At 64.3% G+C, this 21,179-nt stretch carries 29 protein-coding genes; 24 read left to right on the forward strand and 5 right to left on the reverse strand.

Annotation, left to right across the window (positions count from 1 at the left end):
• The first annotated feature begins 1,080 nt into the window (after positions 1-1,080).
• From HQ354_RS25815 to HQ354_RS24920, 9 genes are all read left to right on the forward strand, one after another.
• On the forward strand, positions 1,081-1,287 hold the full coding sequence (locus tag HQ354_RS25815; protein WP_254303527.1) for a hypothetical protein: 207 nt from the start codon (positions 1,081-1,083) through the stop codon (positions 1,285-1,287).
• Entirely contained in the window at positions 1,284-1,637 is a 354-nt protein-coding gene (locus HQ354_RS25820) for a hypothetical protein (protein ID WP_254303526.1), read from the forward strand. Before HQ354_RS25815 ends, HQ354_RS25820 begins: the two co-directional genes overlap by 4 nt.
• A 426-nt stretch (positions 1,638-2,063) precedes the next feature.
• Positions 2,064-2,195 carry a hypothetical protein gene (locus HQ354_RS25825; protein ID WP_261769092.1) on the forward strand — a complete coding sequence of 44 codons (132 nt, stop codon included), beginning with the start codon at positions 2,064-2,066 and terminating at the stop codon, positions 2,193-2,195.
• Positions 2,196-2,846: 651 nt separating this feature from the next.
• Positions 2,847-4,913 carry an MMPL family transporter gene (locus tag HQ354_RS24895; protein WP_261769095.1) on the forward strand — a complete coding sequence of 689 codons (2,067 nt, stop codon included), beginning with the start codon at positions 2,847-2,849 and terminating at the stop codon, positions 4,911-4,913.
• A 30-nt stretch (positions 4,914-4,943) separates the two neighbouring features.
• Positions 4,944-5,189 carry a YgaP-like transmembrane domain gene (locus HQ354_RS24900; protein WP_068426891.1) on the forward strand — a complete coding sequence of 82 codons (246 nt, stop codon included), beginning with the start codon at positions 4,944-4,946 and terminating at the stop codon, positions 5,187-5,189.
• A gap of 42 nt (positions 5,190-5,231) precedes the next feature.
• Positions 5,232-5,651: a DUF302 domain-containing protein gene (locus HQ354_RS24905; RefSeq protein ID WP_222635859.1), complete on the forward strand. Its 420-nt coding sequence runs from the start codon at positions 5,232-5,234 to the stop codon at positions 5,649-5,651.
• The gene (locus HQ354_RS24910) at positions 5,651-6,424 is read left to right on the forward strand and encodes a sulfite exporter TauE/SafE family protein (protein ID WP_222635860.1); all 774 of its coding nucleotides are present in this window, start codon (positions 5,651-5,653) and stop codon (positions 6,422-6,424) included. Before HQ354_RS24905 ends, HQ354_RS24910 begins: the two co-directional genes overlap by 1 nt.
• Positions 6,425-6,503: 79 nt before the next feature.
• Positions 6,504-6,773: a metal-sensitive transcriptional regulator gene (locus tag HQ354_RS24915; protein ID WP_027494148.1), complete on the forward strand. Its 270-nt coding sequence runs from the start codon at positions 6,504-6,506 to the stop codon at positions 6,771-6,773.
• A 54-nt stretch (positions 6,774-6,827) separates the two neighbouring features.
• Positions 6,828-8,189: a rhodanese-like domain-containing protein gene (locus tag HQ354_RS24920; RefSeq protein WP_222635861.1), complete on the forward strand. Its 1,362-nt coding sequence runs from the start codon at positions 6,828-6,830 to the stop codon at positions 8,187-8,189.
• A 595-nt stretch (positions 8,190-8,784) separates the two neighbouring features.
• Here HQ354_RS24920 and HQ354_RS24925 read toward each other — a convergent pair.
• The 4 genes from HQ354_RS24925 to HQ354_RS24940 form a co-directional block, all read right to left on the reverse strand.
• Positions 8,785-9,420, reverse strand: coding sequence for a DUF305 domain-containing protein (locus HQ354_RS24925; RefSeq protein WP_222635862.1), 636 nt, complete (start codon positions 9,418-9,420; stop codon positions 8,785-8,787).
• A gap of 83 nt (positions 9,421-9,503) precedes the next feature.
• Positions 9,504-9,905, reverse strand: coding sequence for a DUF6153 family protein (locus HQ354_RS24930; RefSeq protein WP_261769093.1), 402 nt, complete (start codon positions 9,903-9,905; stop codon positions 9,504-9,506).
• 96 nt (positions 9,906-10,001) lie between these two features.
• Positions 10,002-12,209: a site-specific integrase gene (locus HQ354_RS24935; protein ID WP_222635863.1), complete on the reverse strand. Its 2,208-nt coding sequence runs from the start codon at positions 12,207-12,209 to the stop codon at positions 10,002-10,004.
• A gap of 202 nt (positions 12,210-12,411) precedes the next feature.
• The gene (locus tag HQ354_RS24940) at positions 12,412-13,257 is read right to left on the reverse strand and encodes a site-specific integrase (protein ID WP_222635864.1); all 846 of its coding nucleotides are present in this window, start codon (positions 13,255-13,257) and stop codon (positions 12,412-12,414) included.
• Positions 13,258-13,862: 605 nt separating this feature from the next.
• Here HQ354_RS24940 and HQ354_RS24945 point away from each other — a divergent pair.
• On the forward strand, positions 13,863-14,024 hold the full coding sequence (locus tag HQ354_RS24945; RefSeq protein WP_222635865.1) for a hypothetical protein: 162 nt from the start codon (positions 13,863-13,865) through the stop codon (positions 14,022-14,024).
• Positions 14,025-14,219: 195 nt separating this feature from the next.
• Complete coding sequence (locus HQ354_RS24950; protein WP_222635866.1) at positions 14,220-14,597, forward strand: hypothetical protein; 378 nt, start codon at positions 14,220-14,222, stop codon at positions 14,595-14,597.
• A gap of 22 nt (positions 14,598-14,619) precedes the next feature.
• Here the strand turns inward: HQ354_RS24950 and HQ354_RS24955 are convergent, their stop codons facing one another.
• On the reverse strand, positions 14,620-15,060 hold the full coding sequence (locus HQ354_RS24955; protein ID WP_222635867.1) for a hypothetical protein: 441 nt from the start codon (positions 15,058-15,060) through the stop codon (positions 14,620-14,622).
• Between the two features lie 137 nt (positions 15,061-15,197).
• Here HQ354_RS24955 and HQ354_RS24960 point away from each other — a divergent pair, with 137 nt between their 5' ends.
• The 13 genes from HQ354_RS24960 (at position 15,198) to HQ354_RS25020 (ending at position 21,055) form a co-directional block, all read left to right on the forward strand.
• Positions 15,198-15,398 (forward strand): type II toxin-antitoxin system HicA family toxin, encoded by a 201-nt coding sequence (locus HQ354_RS24960; protein ID WP_222635868.1) that lies wholly within the window; start codon positions 15,198-15,200, stop codon positions 15,396-15,398.
• Entirely contained in the window at positions 15,395-15,781 is a 387-nt protein-coding gene (locus tag HQ354_RS24965) for a HicB family toxin-antitoxin system (RefSeq protein WP_308115304.1), read from the forward strand. Before HQ354_RS24960 ends, HQ354_RS24965 begins: the two co-directional genes overlap by 4 nt.
• Positions 15,782-15,915: 134 nt before the next feature.
• A complete protein-coding gene (locus tag HQ354_RS24970; protein WP_222635869.1) occupies positions 15,916-16,308 on the forward strand; it encodes a hypothetical protein in 393 nt (130 codons plus the stop codon).
• Positions 16,308-16,598, forward strand: coding sequence for a hypothetical protein (locus tag HQ354_RS24975; RefSeq protein ID WP_222635870.1), 291 nt, complete (start codon positions 16,308-16,310; stop codon positions 16,596-16,598). Before HQ354_RS24970 ends, HQ354_RS24975 begins: the two co-directional genes overlap by 1 nt.
• The gene (locus tag HQ354_RS24980) at positions 16,595-17,311 is read left to right on the forward strand and encodes a DUF6349 family protein (protein WP_222635871.1); all 717 of its coding nucleotides are present in this window, start codon (positions 16,595-16,597) and stop codon (positions 17,309-17,311) included. The genes HQ354_RS24975 and HQ354_RS24980 overlap by 4 nt, the downstream gene beginning before the upstream one ends.
• Entirely contained in the window at positions 17,308-18,309 is a 1,002-nt protein-coding gene (locus HQ354_RS24985; RefSeq protein WP_222635872.1) for a hypothetical protein, read from the forward strand. The genes HQ354_RS24980 and HQ354_RS24985 overlap by 4 nt, the downstream gene beginning before the upstream one ends.
• Before the next feature lie 100 nt (positions 18,310-18,409).
• Positions 18,410-18,778: a hypothetical protein gene (locus HQ354_RS24990; RefSeq protein ID WP_222635873.1), complete on the forward strand. Its 369-nt coding sequence runs from the start codon at positions 18,410-18,412 to the stop codon at positions 18,776-18,778.
• 19 nt (positions 18,779-18,797) lie between these two features.
• A complete protein-coding gene (locus HQ354_RS24995; RefSeq protein WP_222635874.1) occupies positions 18,798-19,160 on the forward strand; it encodes a hypothetical protein in 363 nt (120 codons plus the stop codon).
• A 42-nt stretch (positions 19,161-19,202) separates the two neighbouring features.
• Positions 19,203-19,559 carry a hypothetical protein gene (locus HQ354_RS25000; RefSeq protein WP_222635875.1) on the forward strand — a complete coding sequence of 119 codons (357 nt, stop codon included), beginning with the start codon at positions 19,203-19,205 and terminating at the stop codon, positions 19,557-19,559.
• Positions 19,560-19,639: 80 nt separating this feature from the next.
• Positions 19,640-19,867, forward strand: a complete 228-nt coding sequence (locus HQ354_RS25005; RefSeq protein WP_222635876.1) for a hypothetical protein — start codon at positions 19,640-19,642, stop codon at positions 19,865-19,867.
• A gap of 191 nt (positions 19,868-20,058) precedes the next feature.
• Positions 20,059-20,340: a hypothetical protein gene (locus HQ354_RS25010; RefSeq protein WP_222635877.1), complete on the forward strand. Its 282-nt coding sequence runs from the start codon at positions 20,059-20,061 to the stop codon at positions 20,338-20,340.
• A 108-nt stretch (positions 20,341-20,448) separates the two neighbouring features.
• A complete protein-coding gene (locus HQ354_RS25015; RefSeq protein ID WP_222635878.1) occupies positions 20,449-20,679 on the forward strand; it encodes a hypothetical protein in 231 nt (76 codons plus the stop codon).
• Positions 20,680-20,851: 172 nt separating this feature from the next.
• Positions 20,852-21,055, forward strand: a complete 204-nt coding sequence (locus HQ354_RS25020; RefSeq protein WP_222635879.1) for a hypothetical protein — start codon at positions 20,852-20,854, stop codon at positions 21,053-21,055.
• Positions 21,056-21,179 lie beyond the last annotated feature (124 nt).

The following is a 21,179-nucleotide window of genomic DNA, read 5'->3' on the forward strand; positions in this document are numbered from 1 at the left end:
AACGCTCGACGTCTCCACTCGAGCATCGGGCATATGCCCCCGATCGAGTACGAAACTCTCTACTACGCTGGCTTCGGAACCGAGGATCAGCCCCAACTGGAGGCGGCACAGAACCTGGGGTGATTCAAACCGCGGCGCCACCGCAGCCACCCACAACCTCGGCGCACTCCACGCCGCCATCCACCACGCCGACTTCCACACCGCACCAGCGCGGCTACCGGACGAGATCTGGCAACACCACCTCGACCGACACCGCACCGCCTGACCGATCCGGCCCCGCCCACACCGGGCGGGGCCCGAACGTCGATGTCGAGCGGCTCAACTCACACCCACCAAAGCCGGCCCGCGGAATACCTCCGCCCCATGCCCCGTTGACCAGTGCGACGGTGTTCGACCCACTGCCCCGGGTACCACCCCAGAACAGCCGCTACGAGCGGCCACATGCCGAGAGGCGCACTGGCGGACACCGTCCCCGACACACACCGAGAGCCGCAGACCCAGCAGAGGTCTGCGGCTCTCGATCGTCTACGGCCCGTCCCGTTCATTCGAACGAACGAACCCCCCCATCATTCGAATAAATGAACGCGCATCATTCACACGAATGACCGGATATGCAGGCAACCGAGCGGAACCGGCGATCGCTCGACGGCGGACACCGCCAGGCCTGCAGCCGCGTTCGGAAAACAGGCAAGAGCTGCATCGTTACGAATCGAACATATGTTCTAGTACGATGTGAAGAGTCTCCACCCCCGCCGGCGAAAGGTCGATTCGCATGGCCACCGCCCCGATGCCCGACCTGACCGGGCTCGACAAAACCGCACAACTCGACGCGCTCCGCCGCCGCATGGCCGCCATCCCCGCCCGCCTCGACCACGCACCCACCGACCTCACTCCGACGCGGCATGCCGTCGAGGCCTCCGAGAGCCCGCCGTCGCGTCAGTCCCTGCCGGGCCGCGCCTGGTCGTCGACGAACCGCCAGTCGCCGCGCGGAGCGCGAAAACGCTTCGCACCATTCCCGTGCCCCTGCCATTGGCCGAACTGCTCCCACACGGCTCTATAACCCGCGGAACAGCCCTGAATGTGACCGGTGCAGGATCCGTCCTCGTCGGCGTCGTCGCCGCCGCGTCCGCGGCCGGCCATCACGTCGCGATCATCGGCCAACCCAGATTCGGACTGCTCGCCGTCCACGAACACGGCGGTGACCTGCGCAAAGTCGCCGTCATTGCCGGTGGTGGTGACAGTCTCAAGTCGCCAATATTTGTCTCGACGGCGTCGACGTTGTCGTGACCACCCTCGGCGGCCGCGACATCCCACCCACCCGCAGCCGCGCACTCCTCGCCCGAACCAGATCGCACGCGGCCGTCCTGATCACGACAGACGGGCGGATGCCCGGCATCGACCTCACCATCGACTCCCGCACCGTCGAATACGGCGGCATCGAACAGGGGAGAGGCAGGCTGCGGTCGATCACCATCGACACCACCATCGGTGGCCGCGCCGTCCAGCCACGCACCGGCCGCTACACCCTCACCGCACCCACCTACGGCGATCGCACAGGCCTGCACTGGACACCCGCCGACGCCGGTGCAGCAGCTGATCGCCGCGCCGACCGACGAATCCTGGCGGCAGCGCAATGACATTGCACGACAACACATCCGAGAACGAACTGTTCCCGCGCTGGCCCGTCACCTTCGACCCGCCGACCCGGCGCGTCGTCGACCCGCCGCAGCAAGTCCTCGTATCCGTCGCGCTGGCCCTACCCGCACCAACGAACACCTCCTTCCGTGACGGCATACCTCTCCGCGTGCGCAGCGAAGGACTAGCAACGGATATGAAAACGCAAGGGACACTACGAGGTTGGGCGCGACTATCTTCTCTGCACTAGTCAACAGCCCGCGGCGCACGAGATGTCTTCAGCCGAGGTCGTCGGCGTATGCGCTACTGACGGCGTCCGTGCGGGTCGAAACACTCTTTTGCTGCTCGGTCGTGGTTGACCGTTTCGCCTGACTCGCACCGATGAAGTACCCCAGGTTTTGTTCCGTTCTTTGTAGGAGGATGGAGCTATGCCACGTCAGTACCCGCCGGAGTTCCGGAAGCGAGCAGTGCGCATGGTGGAGACGGTGTTGGAATCCGACGCCGAGCTCTCGGAGTTCGGCCTGCCCGATCAGCATCACCGAATGCTTTTTCATCACTGATCCGGGCGAAGTGGAATAATGGTGCAACTGCTCGGGTTCGCAGAAACTCGCGGGCGATAGCGTCGCATCTCGCGTGTGCGTGGAGCATCAACCCCCGAGGGACAACCGCATTCGCAGACTGGCGACCATCAAACGCCTTCTGCGGCCCCAGCACAGCCTCGCGTTGGATCCAGCAGACCACTTGCCGTCCACCGATCGACTCCGGTCCACTCCTTCTTGCATACCCCTGCGGGTACTTGCATACCCCCCTAGGTATATGTCACAGTAGGGATGTGCCCGCCAGAAAGGACCGCCATGTGCTACCCCGTCCCGTGCCCAGCATGCGGTAAGACCACCTGGGCTGGCTGCGGTCGGCATGTCGACAGCGTCATGAAGAACGTTGCGCGGTCGCAGCAGTGCTCCTGCTCTATGGAGTCACCCGCCCCAGCTACACGCGACAACGTCTTTCGTTCCCTGTTTCGTCGCTGACCTCACCCCAACAGCACTCCACTGCGTTTCGCAGGAATCTCTGGGCGTCTTCAACACTTCTGAATACCCCCACCCGTATTAGGAGAAGCAATTGTGACCAAGCCCGCTACCGCGGCGGCCATCGGCCGCCACGACCGCCATCGGCCACCGGCACCCGGCGCACTAGGGCGCCTGGGAAGCACGATGGTCACGCGCCGCCGGTGGGTGTTCGGCATCTGGTTGATCGCCCTCATTGCCCTGGGATCGGCTGCGCCATCGGTGTTCTCATCCTTGGCCGGGGCCGGCTGGCAGGCCAACGGATCCGAATCCGTCCAGGTCCGCGAGCTCGCCCAGCAGCATTTCGGCGGCAATTCCTCTGCAGCAGTGCAGGTGGTCGTTCACTCCGACACCGCCACGATCGAAGACGCAACGATGCAGCAGACACTCACCGACGTCGCGGCCGTATTCGACGGTGACACTCGGTTCGGTGAGGTCATCGCCCCCCAGCCGGGCATGACGATCAGTCCCGACGGTCACACCGGCATCCTGATCGCCGGCGCAAACGCGAGTACCGACGACATGGTCAAAGCCGTCGACGAGGTGAAAGGCGAGCTGACCGCACTGTCCGGTGACGGCATCGAGGTCTACCCGACCGGATCCTCCGCACTGTGGTCGGACTTCAACAAAGCCAACCACGATGCCATGATCCAAGCCGAATTGTTCTCCTGGCCGGTCACTTTGGCGATCATGGTGCTCGCGTTCGGCTCCCTCGTCGCGGCAGGTCTGCCGCTGCTACTCACCGTTGCCGGCCTGGTCGCATCCGCAGGCGGACTCGTTCTGCTCAACGGCGTCACGCCGATCTCGGTGTGGGCGATGAACTTCGCGATGATGTTCGCCCTCGCCCTCGGAATCGACTACGCCCTGTTCATCGTCGCCAGGTTCCGCGACGCACTGCGCAACGCCGATCCACGTGCCGCGGTCGCCGAAACCATGGATACCGCAGGCAAAGCTGTGGTCCTGTCCGGTCTGACGGTCCTGGTGAGCCTCTCGGCCGTCCTGCTCGTTCCCGCACCGGCGGTGCGCACCATGGCCGTCGGCATCATGCTCGCCGTCACGTTCGTGCTGATCGCCACCATGACCCTGCTCCCCGCAACCCTGGGTGCGCTCGGCTCCAAGGTCAACGCCGCCTCCCTGCCCTACGCCAAGCGTCAGCAGCATCGCTCCCCGAAGTTCGCGGCGTGGGGCGAACTGCTGCACAAGCACCCCTGGCCGTTCGCGCTGGTCTCCGTCGGCGTCCTCATCGCGCTGGCTCTTCCGGTCCTCGGACTGAAAGTTGCGATGCCCTCGATCGCCGTTGTCCCAGAAGATGCACCGGTCCGGCAGGGCTACCAGCTCGTCCAGGCCCAGTTCGGTGACGGCGCACCCGGCGCACTGCAGATCGTCGTCCCCTCTTCCGATGCCGCCGCGACGGCCACGGCAGCCACGACCGTCGACGGGATCTCGATGGTCACTCCGCCCCAGCCTGCCGCGGACGGCTCGAATTACTCACTGCTACAGGCGCTTCCTACCGTGGACCCCTCCGACGAAAGAATGGGAACGATCCTCGGTGACTTGCGCGCCGAACTCCCCGAGTCGGCGTTGGTCGGCGGTGCACCCGCGGAGAACCTCGATCTGCAGCAAGCACTGAACGACTACCTGCCGCTGGTCATCGGCATCATTCTGGCGCTCGGGTTCGTTCTGCTGCTCGTCGCTCTGCAGGCACCCCTGATCGCGATCCTCGGCACCGCAGTCAGTCTGCTCTCGACCGCAGCAGCGTTCGGGGTCGCGAAGCTGATCTTCCAGGACGGGCATGGTGCATCACTGCTCGGCTTCACCCCCCAAGGCTTCCTCGACGGCTGGGGACCGGTGTTCTTCTTCGCGATGATCTTCGCGATCGCCATGGACTACACCGTGTTCCTGCTCGCCACCGCGAAAGAACACTACGAGAAGACCGGGGACCCGAAAGCCGCTCAGGTCGACGGGCTCGCCCACTCCGGGCGGGTCATCTTCGCCGCCGCCGCGGTCATGGTCGCAGTGTTCTTCACCTTCGCACTCTCCGATCCGCTCCCACCGAAAGAAATGGGCATCATTCTCGGTGTCGCGGTACTGCTCGACGCATTCCTGATCAGACTGGTCCTGCTGCCGGTCCTGCTGCGTCTGAGCGGTCACGTCGCATGGTGGTCACCGGCTTGGCTACGCAAGGTGCTGCCGTCGATCAGCTTCTCGCACTGACACCCTCAGCCGCACCGAGACGGAGCAATCATGACCGACCCGAACACCACCCACTCGTTCGCGGGATGGCCGATCGAACGTATCGTCCCCGCCCTCGCTGCCGGCGTCACCGCCACCGGCCTGGCCCTCGGCGAACTCCACGCACCGCAGTGGCGACTGCTCAGCGCGTTCGCTGCCGCGAACCTCGCCCTTTACGCAGCGGTCGGCTGGTGCCCGGCCAGCGCGCTTCTCACCAGGGTTGGCGTGCCGAGTCTTCGCCGTCCCCTGACCGGGTAGGCACGCATCACCGCAGTTCGACGACCGAAAGGAACTTTCCTCATGAACATCGCACTCTCGATCACCCTGACCGATACCGACTTCGACACCGCAGTCGACGCCGTCAAAGCCGCCCTCGCAGATCAGGGTTTCGGTGTTCTCACCGAAATCGACATGCAGGCCACGTTGAAGGCCAAACTCGGTGAGGACATGGAGCAGTATCTGATCCTCGGTGCCTGCAATCCCACCCTCGCGCACCGCGCCGTCGGAGTCATGCGCGAGGTCGGCTTGCTGTTGCCGTGCAATGTCGTCGTCCGCGCCGACACCGCCACATCCGGATCGGTCATCGTCGAAGCGATGAACCCCGACATCATGGTCCAAGCGACCGGCGAACCCGCCCTGTCCGATGTCGCAGCCGAGGCCACCACCAAGCTCCAGGCCGCTATCGACGCACTCGGTGGCCAGGACACAGCCCACAGCTGATGTTCCTGACGCTGGCCCTGGTCCTCGGCGTCGCCGTCGGCATCCTGCTCGGTCTCCTCGGAGGCGGCGGGTCGATCCTCGCCGTCCCGGTTCTGGTCTACGCCCTCGGAATGGACCTGTCGGAGGCGATACCGACATCGTTGCTGGTGATCGGTGTCGCCTCGGCGACCGGGGCCATCCCCAAGGTGCGGGCGAAGCTCGTCGAGTGGCGACTGGCTGCGATCTTCGCCGCCACCGGCATCGTCGGCACCCTGGTCGGCAGCACCCTGGGCAGGCATCTGCCCGAGGCCGCAGTGATGATCGGCTTCGCGATAGTCATGATCATCGCCGGCGCGCGGATGCTGCGCAGCACCGACGATGTCGGAACTGCCTGCAAGACAGGAAATTCCGGGATCGACTGGCGACGATGCGCACCACGGTCCTTACCGACCGGGTTCGGGGTCGGTGTCCTCACCGGACTGTTCGGCGTCGGCGGAGGATTTCTGATCATCCCCGCTCTGGTGCTGTTGCTGGGAATCGAGATGAGTGTCGCTGTCGGAACGTCGCTGGTGGTCATCGTCGCCAACTCCGCCGCCGGACTGATCGCTCAGGCCGACGGGCTCGGCGGAAACTGGGCACTGACAGCCGCGTTCGCCGGTGCTGCGATCGCAGGCTCGCTGGTCGCCGGAAAACTGAGCACACGCATCGACACCGACAAGCTGCGCACGTGGTTCGCCTACCTGGTGTTCGCCGTCGCGGGCTACGTAGTTGTCGACACCCTCGTTCTGTCATGACCGAATGCACACACCGAACCGATGCCCCCGGGGGTAATCTGGAACGACTGCCACCATCACACACCCTCAGGAGACCGCAATGATCGGCGACGAAGACAGCATCGCATTGGTACTCAACCGTCTGCGCCGCGCACACGGCCAACTCGCCGGAGTGATCGGCATGATCGAGAACGGACGCGACTGCAAAGACGTCGTCACTCAACTCGCCGCCGTCTCCCGCGCCCTCGACAAAGCCGGATTCAAGATCGTGGCCACCGGCCTTCGTGAATGCATGACCGGCGACACCGCAGACAACAAAGAGCCCATGACCGAAGCAGAACTGGAAAAGCTCTTCCTCGCACTGGCCTGAACGACATTTCACGTCAGAAACGAGGCCGACCCGACTGCACCGTAGGAGTACGCCGTGAGCACCACCGATCCAGACATCGCAATTATCGAGACGTCGAGCCTCGGCGACCGCAGCTACCTGATCAGCCACGACGGCATCGCCGTCGTGATCGATCCCCAACGTGACATCGACCGCGTCCTGGCACTGGCCGCGGAGAAGAACGCCGCGATCACCCATGTACTCGAAACCCACATTCACAACGACTACGTCACCGGCGGACTCGAACTCGCACGCGCCACCGGAGCCGAATACGTTGTCCCCGAGGGCGACCCGGTCGAATACGAACGGCGAGCGGTCGGCGACGGTGATGTCGTCGACGCGGGATCGGCGACATTTCAGGTGATGCACACCCCGGGCCATACACATCATCACGTCAGTTACGTGCTGCGCCTGGGCGACGAACCGATTGCGATTTTCACCGGTGGCTCGATGCTGTACGGATCCACCGGCCGCACCGACCTGCTCGGCTCCGAGCACACCGACGAGCTCACCCACGCGCAGTTCCATTCGGTCCGTCGAATCGCCGCGGAACTCCCCGCTGATGTCGAGGTCTACCCCACCCACGGGTTCGGTAGCTTCTGCTCCGCCACACCCACCAGCGGCGACTCGTCGACCATCGGTGAACAGCAGCAGTCCAATCCCGCGCTGACTCAGGACGAGCAGACGTACGTCGACGAGTTGATCGCGGGATTGTCGGCCTACCCCGCGTACTACGCCCACATGGGCGTCATCAACACCGAAGGTCCGGCCCCGATCGATCTGTCCACCCCGGAGCCTGTCGATCCCGACGAACTACGCAGGCGCATCGACGACGGACAGTGGGTCGTCGACCTGCGCGCACGAACCGCTTTCGCGGCCGGACATCTCGACGGTTCCCTCGGTTTCGAGCTGTCGACGACGTTCGTGACCTATCTCGGATGGCTTTACCAGTGGGGTGCGCCGCTGACATTGATCGGTGACACCTCCGACCAAATCGACGATGCCACCAGGGAGTTGGCGCGCATCGGAATCGACCGCCCCTCCGGTTCGGCTGTCGGTGAGATTCACTCACTCGCCGGCGACGGACACGTGCGGTCCTACGAGGTGTCCGACTTCGCCGGACTTGCTGCAACCGACTCCGACATCACTGTGCTCGACACACGTCAACAGTCCGAGTACGCGGACGGCCATATCCCCGGTGCAGTGAATATCCCCCTTCACGAACTGCCGCACCGACTTGCAGAGGTCCCCGACGGCGACGTGTGGGTGCACTGCGCCTCCGGCTACCGAGCGTCGATCGCGGCCTCACTGCTCGACCGCGAACACCGCACCGTGACGCTGATCGACGACGACTACGACCACGCCGTACAGCTCAAGCTGCACACTGCGCGCACCTGACGGACGCGCCGCGCAGGACGCCAACATGAGTACACGCCTACAACTGAGTCGCCTGACTGAAGTGCTTGACCTTAAAGCCCGGGTCCTACAAGGTCGGAAGCTCGCTCCCCGCTTCCCCACCTCCGGCGACGTTCGAGGTCGGACCAACCGTTAATCGGACGCTGCCGCCGCGCCGCCGGATCCGAGAAGGAGGTGAGGAAAATGGGGATGAACATGATGGACGTGCTGATGATGTGTATGGGCATGATGCCGTCGATGTAACCGTTCTGCCCATGGTGATGCGATGCTCGGTGGAACTGCACGGGTGTCACACCGGCATCAGGTGAGCAGTCTCTCCCCGTGAATGCTCTGCGGCGACTGGGCCTGGCACCGGGGTCGGTCGTCCCGGCATCCTCGCCGGCGCCCCAGCAGTCGGACACCACATCGACGCGAGCCGGTCCCCAGCGAGCGGCCGTCGAGGACTGACACACCGGGTCTCGCAGAAGCTCTCGGTCCTGGCGGGATGAGCCGGCACGGGTTGTGCTCCGCGCCATCGAAAGCTGCGGAGCACAACTGCGTGTCGTCAGCCTCAGCGAAACGGTGGTGACGTCATTGTTCAGCCGAGGAGTTGCTGCATCTGCGAGATCTCCACCTGCTGGGCCTCGACGATGTCGCGGGCCATGGCGATCGCATCAGGATTGGACCCGTCGGCGATTTCGGTTTCCGCCATGTCGACTGCGCCGGTGTGGTGTTCGGTCATCATCGTCAGCCACTGCCGATCGAAATCGGCCCCTGAGGCCGCCTCGAGAGCGGCCATGTCCTGCGGGGTCATCATCCCGTCCATCGAACCGTCACCGAAATGATCCATCGATCCCATGTCCGTCGATGGAGCGGGCTGTCCCCATTCCGACAGCCACGCCGAGAGCTGATCCATCTCCGGCTGTTGCGCCGCCGCGATCGCACCGGCGAGCGCAATCACATCAGGATTGGACGTCCGGCCTTGCACCAGGTCGGCCATCTCGACGGCCTGCGCATGATGCGGATACATCATCTGCGCGAACATCACGTCGGCATCGTTGAACTGGGCCGACGACTCGGACTCGGCGGTCGTCGATTCGGTAGCCGGTGCCGAGGACGAGCCCATCGAGTGGCCCTCCATCGATGTCGACGACGAGTCGTCGCTACAGCCGGCGATCAGGGCAGCGCTGATGGCGGCCGCGGCGACCGAGGCCGCGATCTTGGTGGAACGCATATCGAACTCCTTGCAAGTGAAATTGATTCGGGAAGTGGGGATGTACTGCGATCCGCCGAGACAGCTGTGTCTCGGGCTTCCTGTCACACTCGCAAGATCACCGAACGATCGAGCTCCCACAATGTCCACGGCGGTGCACGTTCGAGCGCCGAATCGGCGCGGCGTCCGATGCGGTCCATCGTGCTCTGAACGGCCTCGGCACCGAGATCGGTGATCGGGACGGTCAACGCCGGCCAGGACGTCACCGTTCCTATGCAGGGATGCATCATCTGGTGGCCGGTAGGGCAGTCGTGCTCGCCGAAAGCAACCGGCACGGACTCGCTACCCGTGATCGCTGTCGGCGTCGTCGACATGGCGGCGTGTTCGGCGCCGCGCCCGATCGGGGCGGTCACCGAATGCATGAGCAGCACCCCGAGCGCGGTCACAACGACCAGCACCACTACCGGCGGGGTGAAGCCCCGCCAGTGCATGGTCGTTGATCGCATGCCCCGACGATAGCAACAGATACCCCCCAGGGGTAACGAGGATGGCTCATCACCGCTCGAAGCGTTTCTGACGCAAGTGTGTCGTCGCGGCTCAGTTCAGTGTTTGTTGGCGGGCAATGTTGGTAGCCCCAGCGATGTCGTCCGCCTTCGGGTGCGTTCGACCTCGTCGCGTTTGGCGCGGAGAAAGGTGAGGGTGAGGTCGAGGCCTTCGACTTCTCCGAGCCAGTTCTCGGCGAGGGCGCGTGCCCGACGCTGTTCGAGATCGTTTTCGATCGCGGTCAGTCGTATCACCATCTTCGGGTCGACATGCAACATGGGACAACGGATGCAGGCGTGCTCGTGGCTGCAGGGGGTGGCGTAAGGGCGGCCACAGGAGCCGAGTTCGATTTTCCGCTTGTCGAAGTGGGTTTCGAACTCGGTCCATTCCTCTGCGGTGACCGGTTTGTACTCGTCCTGCGGTCTGAGCGCTCGGCGTCGCTCGAGGTGGGCTTGGTAGTGGCGGGTGACGTCTTCCTCGAAGACCGCGACGTAACCGCGTGTGGTGTTGAGATCGAGATGCCCGAGGAGTGCGGCACCGATATGGATCGGCAGTCCATTGTTGACCAGGTCCGTTGCGAACAAGCGCCGGAAGTCGTGGGGGCGAAAGTGGGCGTCGGCGAATCGTGGGTCGGTCTCGGCGAGCCGCTCGCAGACATGACGTAGTCGCACGCCGATGGACTTCGGGGTCATCGCTTCGATTCGTTGACCGATGTTGCGTTGGAACAGAAACGGTTGTGGATCGCTGGTGGTGCGTTCGTAGTCGTCGTATCGGGTGGCCAGCGGCACCGTGTTGCCGCCGGCGCCGATTCGGCGGACGACGCACGCGATGACGTGAAACAGCTCCGCCGACATCGGGATCACACGTTCGCGGTCGGTCTTCGACGGCGCAATGACCAGTAGCGCGATAACTTCACCGTTGGGTCGTTGGTACTGGCGCACGCTCAACTGCGACAGCTCGGTGAGTTCTTCGATCCGGATTCCGCTGAACCGCAACGTTTCCACGATCGCCCACGTCCAGAATGCGGCATCCTCTTGTCGGCCGACGTCGAGAACCTTGCTTCGTCCGGGCGGGAGCACGTGCACCCGGGGCGACCGGTTCTCGCGGATCAGCTGTGCGTCACCTCGAGTGATCACACGGGTGAAGGTGTCACCGTCGTAGACGAACGTGCCCTTGTCTTCGGTCGCCGAGGCGCGTTCGAGGAGTCCACGCCAGTGCTCGTAGCGGCCATTGACGTGCTCGACCAGCACCGGAAGGAGTGGCTGGCGAGTTCGGATCTCACCGTGTGTTTGTTCGCGTGATCGCCTTTTGTGTGCCGCGTGTGAACGCATTTCGGTGCGGGTGATCGGGCACGGGGCTGACCACCGCGCCCACTGTTGCGGCTCGTTGACCGCCCAGGCTTGGATGTCGTAGTAGAGCGCTTGGACCATGCTCAGGACCACCCATGGGCTCGACCGCGGTGTGCCGTCTTCACGAACGTTCGCGGTGGCTCGCCATTGGCGATAGTGCTCGTCGCTGACCCTCAGATCGGCTTGTCCGGGGTTGATCGTTACAAGTGATTTCCAGAAGGACTTGACGAGGTTGGTCGCGATGACGTTGAGGGTGGAGTATTTGACGTCGTTCGATCGCCGGTCGAGGTAGTCGATGAACATCTGTCGGACGTCGGGGTCGATCGCACCGTGTCGGTCGACCATTTCTGTGGTGGTGAGCTGCGGGGATCGTAGGGCTCCCCGCAGCGTCGGTGGTGTGTGGGCCGGGAAGTGCCCGCAGCTGCACAGGGTCTGCCAGGCAAGGTGGCCGATGTACTTGTTCAGGTGCAGGCCGCTGCGGCTTCTGGTTTGCCGGACTTGCATCGCGTGATGCAGGAAGGCCTCTGGAGTCAGGTCGTTGAAGTGGATTCCTTGCACGATCAGTGCGATGCATACGTCGGCGATCGCCGCGGTTTTGAATGCCTGGGTAACGTCCGCGGAGCGCACCGAGGCGACATAAGCGTCGAGGAGAGGGTCGTCCTCGACCGAGAGGACGTCGTCGACGAACTTCTTCAGGTGGCCGGCCAGGAATGCCGGCAGGGTCGGCCGGATGACCCGCAAGGCGTAGAGCGCGCCGAGTGCTTGACCGAGGCTCGCGCGTTCGTTGACGTTGTCGGTCAGATCTACTGGAGATATGCACCGGGTGTTGAGTTCACTTGCCTCCCAACGGTGCTGCCACGTCACACCGGGATACTTGCCGAGGTACTCGGTCAACAGACGCAGGCCTCGCTTGCGCATGTAGTGACGGTGCGCCGGCTCGGGCCACGCCGTTCGCGTCGCAGCCACCAGGTCCTCGAACGGAGCGCAGCTCAGATCACCGAAGCGGTGCATCACTCGCGGGGTTGCGGCAGCAGGAACGACCGTCGGGCGGACATACCTGGTCTGACGGGGAGTACTCGGGATTGCCAGCCGACCCAGCGGGCGCCGGTCTGTGCGGGAGCTATTCACCGAACACCGCCGCGATGTCGTCGGCAGAATATCCAGCTGCAAAAGTCTTGACTGGGCGTGGTCTCGAAAAGTGTTCTTGCACTCTGTCATGAAGCTCCTCGATTCGAGGAGTCAGGTAGAGCTCGGTGGTCGTGAGATGTCGGTGACGCATCACAGATTGCACCTCGGGCAACGTCAATTCCGGGTCGCCGGCCATCCTCGCTGCGGCGGTATGGCGAATGTCGTGAAATGTCCAGTTCGTCGCCAACTGATGGTTGGCGCGCTGCATCACCCGGCGCAACGCCCAGTAGCTGAGCGGGCGCGGGTCGCCGCGCAGAGTCCGCCAGATCGGTTCGTCCGGTCGAGGTGTACCCGAATGATCGAAGTAGCGAGCAAGCAGCTCCAACGCTGTCGACGACGCGGGCACTGCTTCGACTTCCCTGGTGCCCTTGGTCGTGACCCACAACCGTCGCTCGCCCCAATCGACGTGTTCACCGCGTACGCCCAACAGTTCGCTCGCCCTCGCACCGGAGGCGACCGCGCATTCGAACAAAGCCCGGTCACGGTCATGGGTCAGCGCCCCGACCAGTTCGGACCAGCGCGCATCGGGAATCGACCTGGGTGCACGCACCGGTTGACGTTGGCGCAGCGGGCCTCGGCGATGGTGCGGGCGGCCGTCGAAAGCCGCACGCTGACCCGGCCGTGCGCGGTCTCCAGATGCGGGTACCGGATTGATCAACGGCCCTTGGCCGTGGCAGCGGTGATAGTCGTAGAAGCCGGCGACCACGGTGACAGCATGATTGATCGTCGATGCTGCATAACCGGCCCGGAGCAGCGGCTTCCCGGTCTTGATGTTCACCGAACCCGCTTGCGGGGCAGACAAGTTCGAGCGTCGACGTTGAGGGTTGTCAGCCGTTCGCATCCAACTCACCATCAACTCGATTTCTGCGCGGGCAGCTCGGTCCCATGGCACTTCGACCATCGAAAGAAGACGCCACCAACGAAGTAAGTCGTGCCCATACGATCGAATCGTCAAGGCGCTGACATCGGAGATGATCAGACTGGTGAGATACGCCGAGATCGGCTCGACCTCCAGATCTCCGAACCACACCGTGTACGGCAGTACCGTCGGCACCTCTGACCGTCTCAGAGCCCCCGCCTTTGAGAGCCCGATCCGCCCCTCCGCCAAACCCCGCCGACAAACGTCCACTACACGCCACCCCCGTTGCGTCAGAAGCTCGAAGACTACATCCACAGACCCGAATCAGGTGCAGTTAACAGGACGACCGGCGGCTGGCTCGGATGCGTCGACTTCACCGTGCCCACCGGAAACGGCCAAGGCCACCTGGAGATTCACGGCCAATGGGTACCCAGCACCGCGATCACCCCGCTCCGCTGAGCCATCTACGCCGGTAGGGGGACACTGAACCTCCAAAAACGGCGCTACCTGCACAGGGGGGCGATATGAACATCGGCGACCGCTACCGCGTGGCCACCAGCGGAACGATCGTCGTGGTGCGCACAATTCACGGCGGCGGCCTGGTCACCGTCGAAAACGAAGACTACGGCCCCGGCGTCCACCCCTTCTACATGCGCGCCGAAGACCTCATGCCCGTCGATCAATAGCGCTGCTCACTGTTGCGGCTCGCCGTACAGCGGTCGAGGCGAGGGCGACTCGCAACCCGATCATGCGCGTGTGCGTGCTCCGTCGCCACTGACGGGTTCGTATCCACGAAGCGGACATGAGCAAGAAACCAGTAGACCGCCCACAGATTGTCAAGATGTCTTGACGCAAAAATGGTGTCAAGATATGTTGACGTTATGGAATCCAGTGAGTACATCGAAGCGCCGGAATTGATGTCGCTGTACACCGACTACAAGGCTGCATTGCGGGATCTGGCCCTTGCCGATATGGCGGTCGAGAAGCAGTATCGCGACGGCCCGGAGATGAAGCGGAGCGCTGACCAGCGCGTCGAGGACGCTTTGTCGGATCTCGACGCCCTGGAGGTGAATGCGTTCCTGGCATCGACGCTGCTCGCGGACCGATTCGCGATCGTCACACGGCTGCGGGAGCAGCAGGTCTCGTGGGCCAAGATCGGAACAATTCTCGGGATAAGCAGGCAAGCCGCGCAGCAGTGGCACGACTACTTTCATCTGCGGCCGCGCGCGGAGAACCCCACCCGTCAGCTACGGTCCTGAGCAGCCAGTACGAGGGAGCGGGTTACCGATCGGTGGTGCGAGCGGTCATCTCGACGATTGCCTCCTCGACCCAGTCCGACCACGCCGGGTACGACTCTTCCTGTGTCCACCACGCCGCCCGCGCCTGCGCCCACACCTCGGGGGAGCAGGTGAACGCCCGCCGCGACCGTCCCGTCGGTGCATCGGCGGCTACCCGTCGTCCGGTCGGCAACCTCTCCGGAGCGGGATCGAGCACACTTCGACCGAGCTCGGCGCGCACCGCCGCCGCTTTGAGCGTCAAGGCCGCCTCCAGCCACTGCGTCCACGCGAGATACTCACGCCGCACCGAACTCCACGCAGCCTTTGCATCCCCCCACACCTGGTCGGTACACGAGAAACTGTGTCGAGTACGCGCCCACGAGCTACCCGCAGCGCCGGGGCCGGCTTCGCTCAGCGCACCGGCATCGTCGACGAACTCCGACATGAACGGTCCTTTCGAAGCGGAGATGTATCCAGTGTCTCCCACCAGCCCAACACCGTCGACGCCCACCCCGACACGACCTGAATCGAATTTGTCTAGTTAACTTGCCTTGAATATGGCTAGTGAGATAGACTATTCTCATGGTTACGGAGCAGCCCACACGGAAAGTGGTCAAAGAGCTGAAAGCGGCCGGATTCTCCCCGGCGCGCACAGTCGGATCGCATACCACGTGGGTTTCGTCCGACGGCGTGGTCAAAGTGACTGTGCCGGACGGGCACCGGCGGATCTCCCCGGGCGTGTACCGGAAGATTCTGGCGGCCATGAAGGAGGCGCAGCAGTGAGCACGACATACAAGGTCAAGGTGACCCGAGACGGCAAGTGGTGGATGATTGCCATCCCCGAACTCGATGCCCTCACCCAGGCCCGCAGGATCGACGACATACCGACCATGGCGCGTGAACTCATCGCCCTCGAAACCGGAGTCGCCCTCGCGGACGTCGCGATCGAACAACGTATCGAACTGGTCGCCGGGGGAGAGGACCTCGCCCAACGAGTCCGCACCCTCCGTGATCACCGCGCCCGTCTGAGCGAAGAAGAAGCACGCGTGCAAGCGGAAATGGCTCAGTTCGCCAAGGAGCTTGTCGCCGCCGACGTGCCCGTCCGCGACATCGGCTCCCTCCTCGGTGTCGCACACCAACGCGTCAGCCAACTCGTCAACAGCTAGACCGCCCGAGTCTCACAGGCGAACTCGGTTTCGTTCCGCTGCCACCGCAGCAGCGCGGGGACGTGCGAGTTCGACCTCACACCATTTAGATACACAAGAAACATTGTCGAGGCCGACTTGAGGAGGAGACGACGATGCTCGTCATCACCCGCACCATCGACGTGCACGTAGGAGCGCCGGCAGACCTCGCTCTGGACATCGACCCGGTCACCCTGACCACCGCCGCACCCGGCGTCGTCCTGGTCCGCATCTACCGCGAGCTCAAAGCGCTGGCCGAGGTGACCATGCCACTGTCGCTCGAGACCGGTTTCTACCCCGCCCCGGACGGTCTCCCGTGGTCGGAGAGGGGCATCGAACCGAGCGGGAGAAGCCTGCTCTGCGAACGAGTTCGCACCGACCAACATGCCTACGAGTACGCCTGTAGCGAGCACGCCTGGCTCCGCCAGCTCCCCGACGCCCGCTACGGCGTCACGGCATACACATTCGACGCCGGTTACCGCGTCACCTACACCGTGGAGGTTCTCTGATGACCGCCCTCGTCGACGCCGCTGTCCTCGGCGCATCCCCCGCACCCAGAGCGATGAAAGGCATTGGTATGAAACTGATCTCGACCGATCACCAGTACAGCGGCACCGTTGTCGACATCGTCGAATACCGGACCCTGCCCGGCGGAGGCCTCGAAGCGCTGGTCCTCGTCGACGAGCCCCACGCCTGGTACAGCGGCTTCTGGCCGGTCACCGTCGACGGCGAGGATCTTCGACTGCTGCTGGCGGTGCAGTCGATGCCCCGCTCGCCGAGGATCGGCGGCAGGGCATGAGCGACATCGCAGGCCAGCTCGACATCTTCGACTCGCTCGCCGACCTCGAAGCCGACGAGAACGACCGCCAGGAACGCCTCCACGGAATCCCGGTCCTGTTCGCCAGCACCACACGCGGCATCGACGCGCGAACCGCTGAATTCGATGCCTGGACCAAGCGCTGGGGGCACTTCCGGTCGATCTGCGACTCCCACGCCTGGCTCGTCGAGACGACCGCACCGAGGACACGCACCCACACCTGCCAGCCGACCGTGTTGACGGCAGACCTGCGCTGCACCTGTGACCGCCACCGCGACGACACCCACTGCCAGTGTGTCGGCGGACTGCTCTATCGCGGCGCGTGCACCGGTTGTGCCTGGGAGTCAGGCGATGTCGGCGGCGAGAACGACGCCGTGAACGCCGCACTCGATCATGCGCACCCCGGCTGGCTGGATGACCTGAGCAACGCGGTCGCACCGCCACCGTGGGACAAGCCTGCTGCCTGGGAGCGTAAGACCCGGCAGAAGATCGGGGAGCGCCCGCCCGGCTGGCCCGTCATCACCACCCGCACCGCACCCGGCCTGCGCTCGGTACCGGGCCGATCCCCCTGGGGCGGCTACGACATCGCCCGCAGCGTCGCCCACGAGCACAGCGGCGTTGAAATCAGCGAGCGCGCAACACCTCCCGCAACCACCGAAATCCACGCACCAGGAAAGGCCAAGGCCCACTCATGAACACCATCACGGTCCTCGCCCAGACTCCGATCCCGAGCGGCGCCGGAGCCGAACCTCCCTACTCCGCGGAGTTCGAGACCGTCTTCTCCTACATCACGTGGGCAGGCACCGCCCTGGGTGTGGTGACGATGCTCGTCGGCGGAGGGCTGCTGGCGTACCAGCGATCCTTCGGTCGCAGCGAGGGGACGGGGACGGCGGGGATGATGCTCTTCGGAGGTCTCGGTCTCGCGGTCGTGCCTGCCGGACTCCGATTCTTGATCGCCGGATCCGACCCCGACACGGCAACGACGCCTGAGGCCACCGAGACGGCCACATCCACCCCGGCCCCAACCTCTGCGCCGGCGGCTGTGTCGACGCCCGCAGCGCCGAGCGGACCCACGGACTGGACGCCCCTGGTCTGGATCGGCGGCGTGATCAGTGCACTCGTGATCGCGGCGCTGGCACTCTACCTACTGGTGCGTACCCGCCACCGCATCCTCGACCGCCGCGCAGCGCAGGCGACCCTGGCCGCCGATTTCGCCGCCGCCAAGACCGTCTACGCCCAGGTCGCGGACGCATACGCCGAGTACCTCGCCGACCCGTACGCGATCTTCACCCGGCCACTGCTCGACGACCTCGACCAGCCGCGCACCGCCGCGTTCATCAACGCCTTCACCGACGCAGGCGCACTGAACACCGACACCTGCCCCGCCACCAGCGAGCGCGTGCAGGCCTTCACCGACGCCGCGCATGCCGCGCAGAAAGCGTGGAAGGCCGCAGACAGCTACGCTCGCGCCATCGGAATGGGCGTGCAGAGCGACGACGGCAAACGCACTGTGCGCCGCATCCGCAGCGCGCTCGATCTCGCTCTCGACGAGTCCGCCCCGGCAGGGGAACGCGCATCCGCCATTGAAACAGTGCAGCGGCTCTCCGGCGGTCTGATGACCGTCCCCGACCGCATCTACGCCCGAGCCAAGACCGCGATAGAAACCACCACACGCAAGCAACTGACTCGCTGAACGCGTACGGCCACGGGGTGCGAGGAGCTGGTCTCTGTCGTACCCACCTGGCACCATCTCTGTCACTACGACGCCAATCGCAGGGGGAACCATGAATATCGTGTCCGCACATGCGCGACGCAACCGCGCCCGGAGAGACATTCTCGCCGACCTGAAACATCTACCTGAATATCGCAGCGCCGAACTCTCCTACCAGGCGCAGCTGGCTACGGCGACCCGTCTGATCGCCGCCCTTCTTGTGATCGGCGGTTCCGCAGTCGTAGTCGCCGGTGTTTTCGCCGACCAGGCCGGTCCGAAAGTAATCGGCACCGTTATCGCACTGGTCGGACTGCTGAGTGTGATCGCTGACGTCCGAGGGTTCGATCGGGATTCGGGCAGGGCTCACCAACGTGTGAGCGCCACCGTGCAGGAAGCGCTCGACGCCAACGACGCCCGCGCAGCGGCCCGTCTCGGCCATGAAGCGCTCTGAACAGGTCGGGAGGTCTTCGATGAACATCATCACCGCCGCCCAGCGGCGCAAGCACGCCCGCGCCGCGCTGAACGCGGACTACACCGACGAACACGTCGGCGACTACACCGAAGCAGCATTCGACTACAGCGACATCCGCCGCATCGTTCTCCTGATGTCCGAATTCGTGCTCGGCTTCACCGGCCTCACCATCGCGCTGTACAACCTCGTGCGGCCTGCTGGCGCGGGCCTAGGCCTGGTCGGGATCGCACTCGCCCTGGCCGCCGTCGCCTGGGGGATACACGCCTATCGGCGCCGCATCAACCGCATCACCATCGAGCGCATCAACCATGTCGTCGCCGCCGCCGAGCTCGCTCACCGCCGAGGCCGCCGCGAGCACTGACCCCGGTCAGTGGCACGCCGGACCGAACAGGAGACACCTCACATGGACCGTTTCATCGACATTCTCAGCGCTCTCGCTTTCGTGGTCGCCGCGATCAATCTGGTGCTGGCGATGTTCTACCACCGCCGCTACACCCTCGGACCGTCGTCGACGAAGAACTTCGGCAGGGCCCAATTCCATTGGATTGCCAGCGCGTTCTACGTCATCGTCGCAGCCCTCGCAGACCGTTCGCTGCCCTTGATCGCCGCAGTCGTCATCGTCGTGGCAGCTCCCACCGCGTGCGCCGTGCCGATCGCATACCTGCGCCGGATCCGCAGAGAGCGGATCCCGACGTTCCTCGATCAGATCTGGACCGACGACATCATCGCCCGCGCCGACAACGACGGCCGGGAGCACTGACACACTCGACCCACGCCCAGGAGACACTTCAGATGCTTCTTGCCGCAGGCATTCTCATCGTCGCTAGTCCACTAGTGCTCGTGGCCCGCGCGAACGATGTCACACCCGTCACCAGCCGTCTCGTGACCGCAGCACTGGTCACCGGGCTCGCGCTGTTGACCATCAGCACATGGACCCTTTACACCGACACTCACAACATCGTCCACTGGATCATCAAGATTGTGGTTACCGTTGTCGCAGTCGGTGTTTCGGTAGTCGCCGTGCTCACCGCTGTCCGTTCTACCGGTGAGGCCCGAAACGCGCCCTGAACCCCCAGCAGCGCGTGGTCGACGAGACCGCACCCGCCCTGCCCTGTCACAGCATCACTGTTGTGGCAGGGCAGTTTTCGTTGCAGAACCACCCTGCCCCAGGTGCTCACGTCGTTCTGCGATGCACACGTCTCACCGACGAACAGCATTGCAGCCCTTGACAATACAGCGCAACGCTGTAGTATTGAGGCATGGAAGAAACATCGAAACTCACCGCAATCACCACAGCCCTCGCAGACCCTCGACCCGGATGCGGTCTCGGAGTTTCGTTGCGACGGAACAACACCGAAGTCGAGTACCTGATCGCCACCGACATCGAAGAACACGCGCCGATGGACTGGACACCCGACGAGGCGACCCAGCTGTTGCGCGAATCCGGTTACGACGTGATCGGGGAATGGGTGGACATCGACCACACCGGGGGAGAGGACCCCACCTGGAAAGCCGTGGTCGTCCGCACCGGCCGCGCCTGACCTTCACGGAATGAACGAGTTTTCGGTGGGGAACCGGGCAGCTGGTATCTGCCCGGTTCCCCACCGCACATCACAACACATCAGCACACGACGGGGAGAGCCACACCGATGACCATCGCAGAGACCGCACCGCCCACCATCAACACGCTCGTCGACGCCGACCCGCACGAGCTCGACACCACCGCCAACGTCCGCGACAACGTCGACATCACCGGCGATCCGGTATTCATCGAATCGGTCGCCACACACGGCGTCCTGCAAGCCATCTCGGCGGTCCGACGCGCCGACGGCACCCTGGCCGTCATCGACGGTTCTCTATCGAGCTCTGTGTTGTTGTAGCTGCGTGTTGCTCGTCCTCCTCGTTCCGGCGGCGGGCGGGTGACACGTCGGCGCCGGCGCTCGCCGGCGGCGATCGGAGCGAAGCGAAGAGGTGTCGATGGAGCACGTGGTGGGATCGAAGTGCGGCGAGTCGCGTGGGATGTGGAGGGTTTTCTTCCACCTCCATTCATCGGTGACACCGGCAGACGAAGGCGACGTCGACTCGGTGGTGCTTCGTCACCGCGACGTCCTCGATCGCGCGTCTGCGAGATTGAGAGGCGGGCAACCGTTCTTCGTAGGGCCTGACGGACTGGCGGATGTGCGGATCAATCGGTGGTTCGACAGCGACGAGATTCGTGGTTTGTCCGCCGCGACGTGGCGTAAGTACGCCTACTGAATCACCCCAGGTTTGATGCCGCTTCCTTCTGAGTCAGGAAGGATGAGCACATGCCTAAGAAGATCGATCCGGAGGTCCGTGCGCGGGCGTTGCGGTTGTTGGAGACCCACGGCGGGGAGTACCC

This window comes from Rhodococcus sp. BP-261, assembly GCF_019835205.1.
Classification (GTDB): Bacteria; Actinomycetota; Actinomycetes; order Mycobacteriales; family Mycobacteriaceae; genus Rhodococcoides; species Rhodococcoides kyotonensis_B.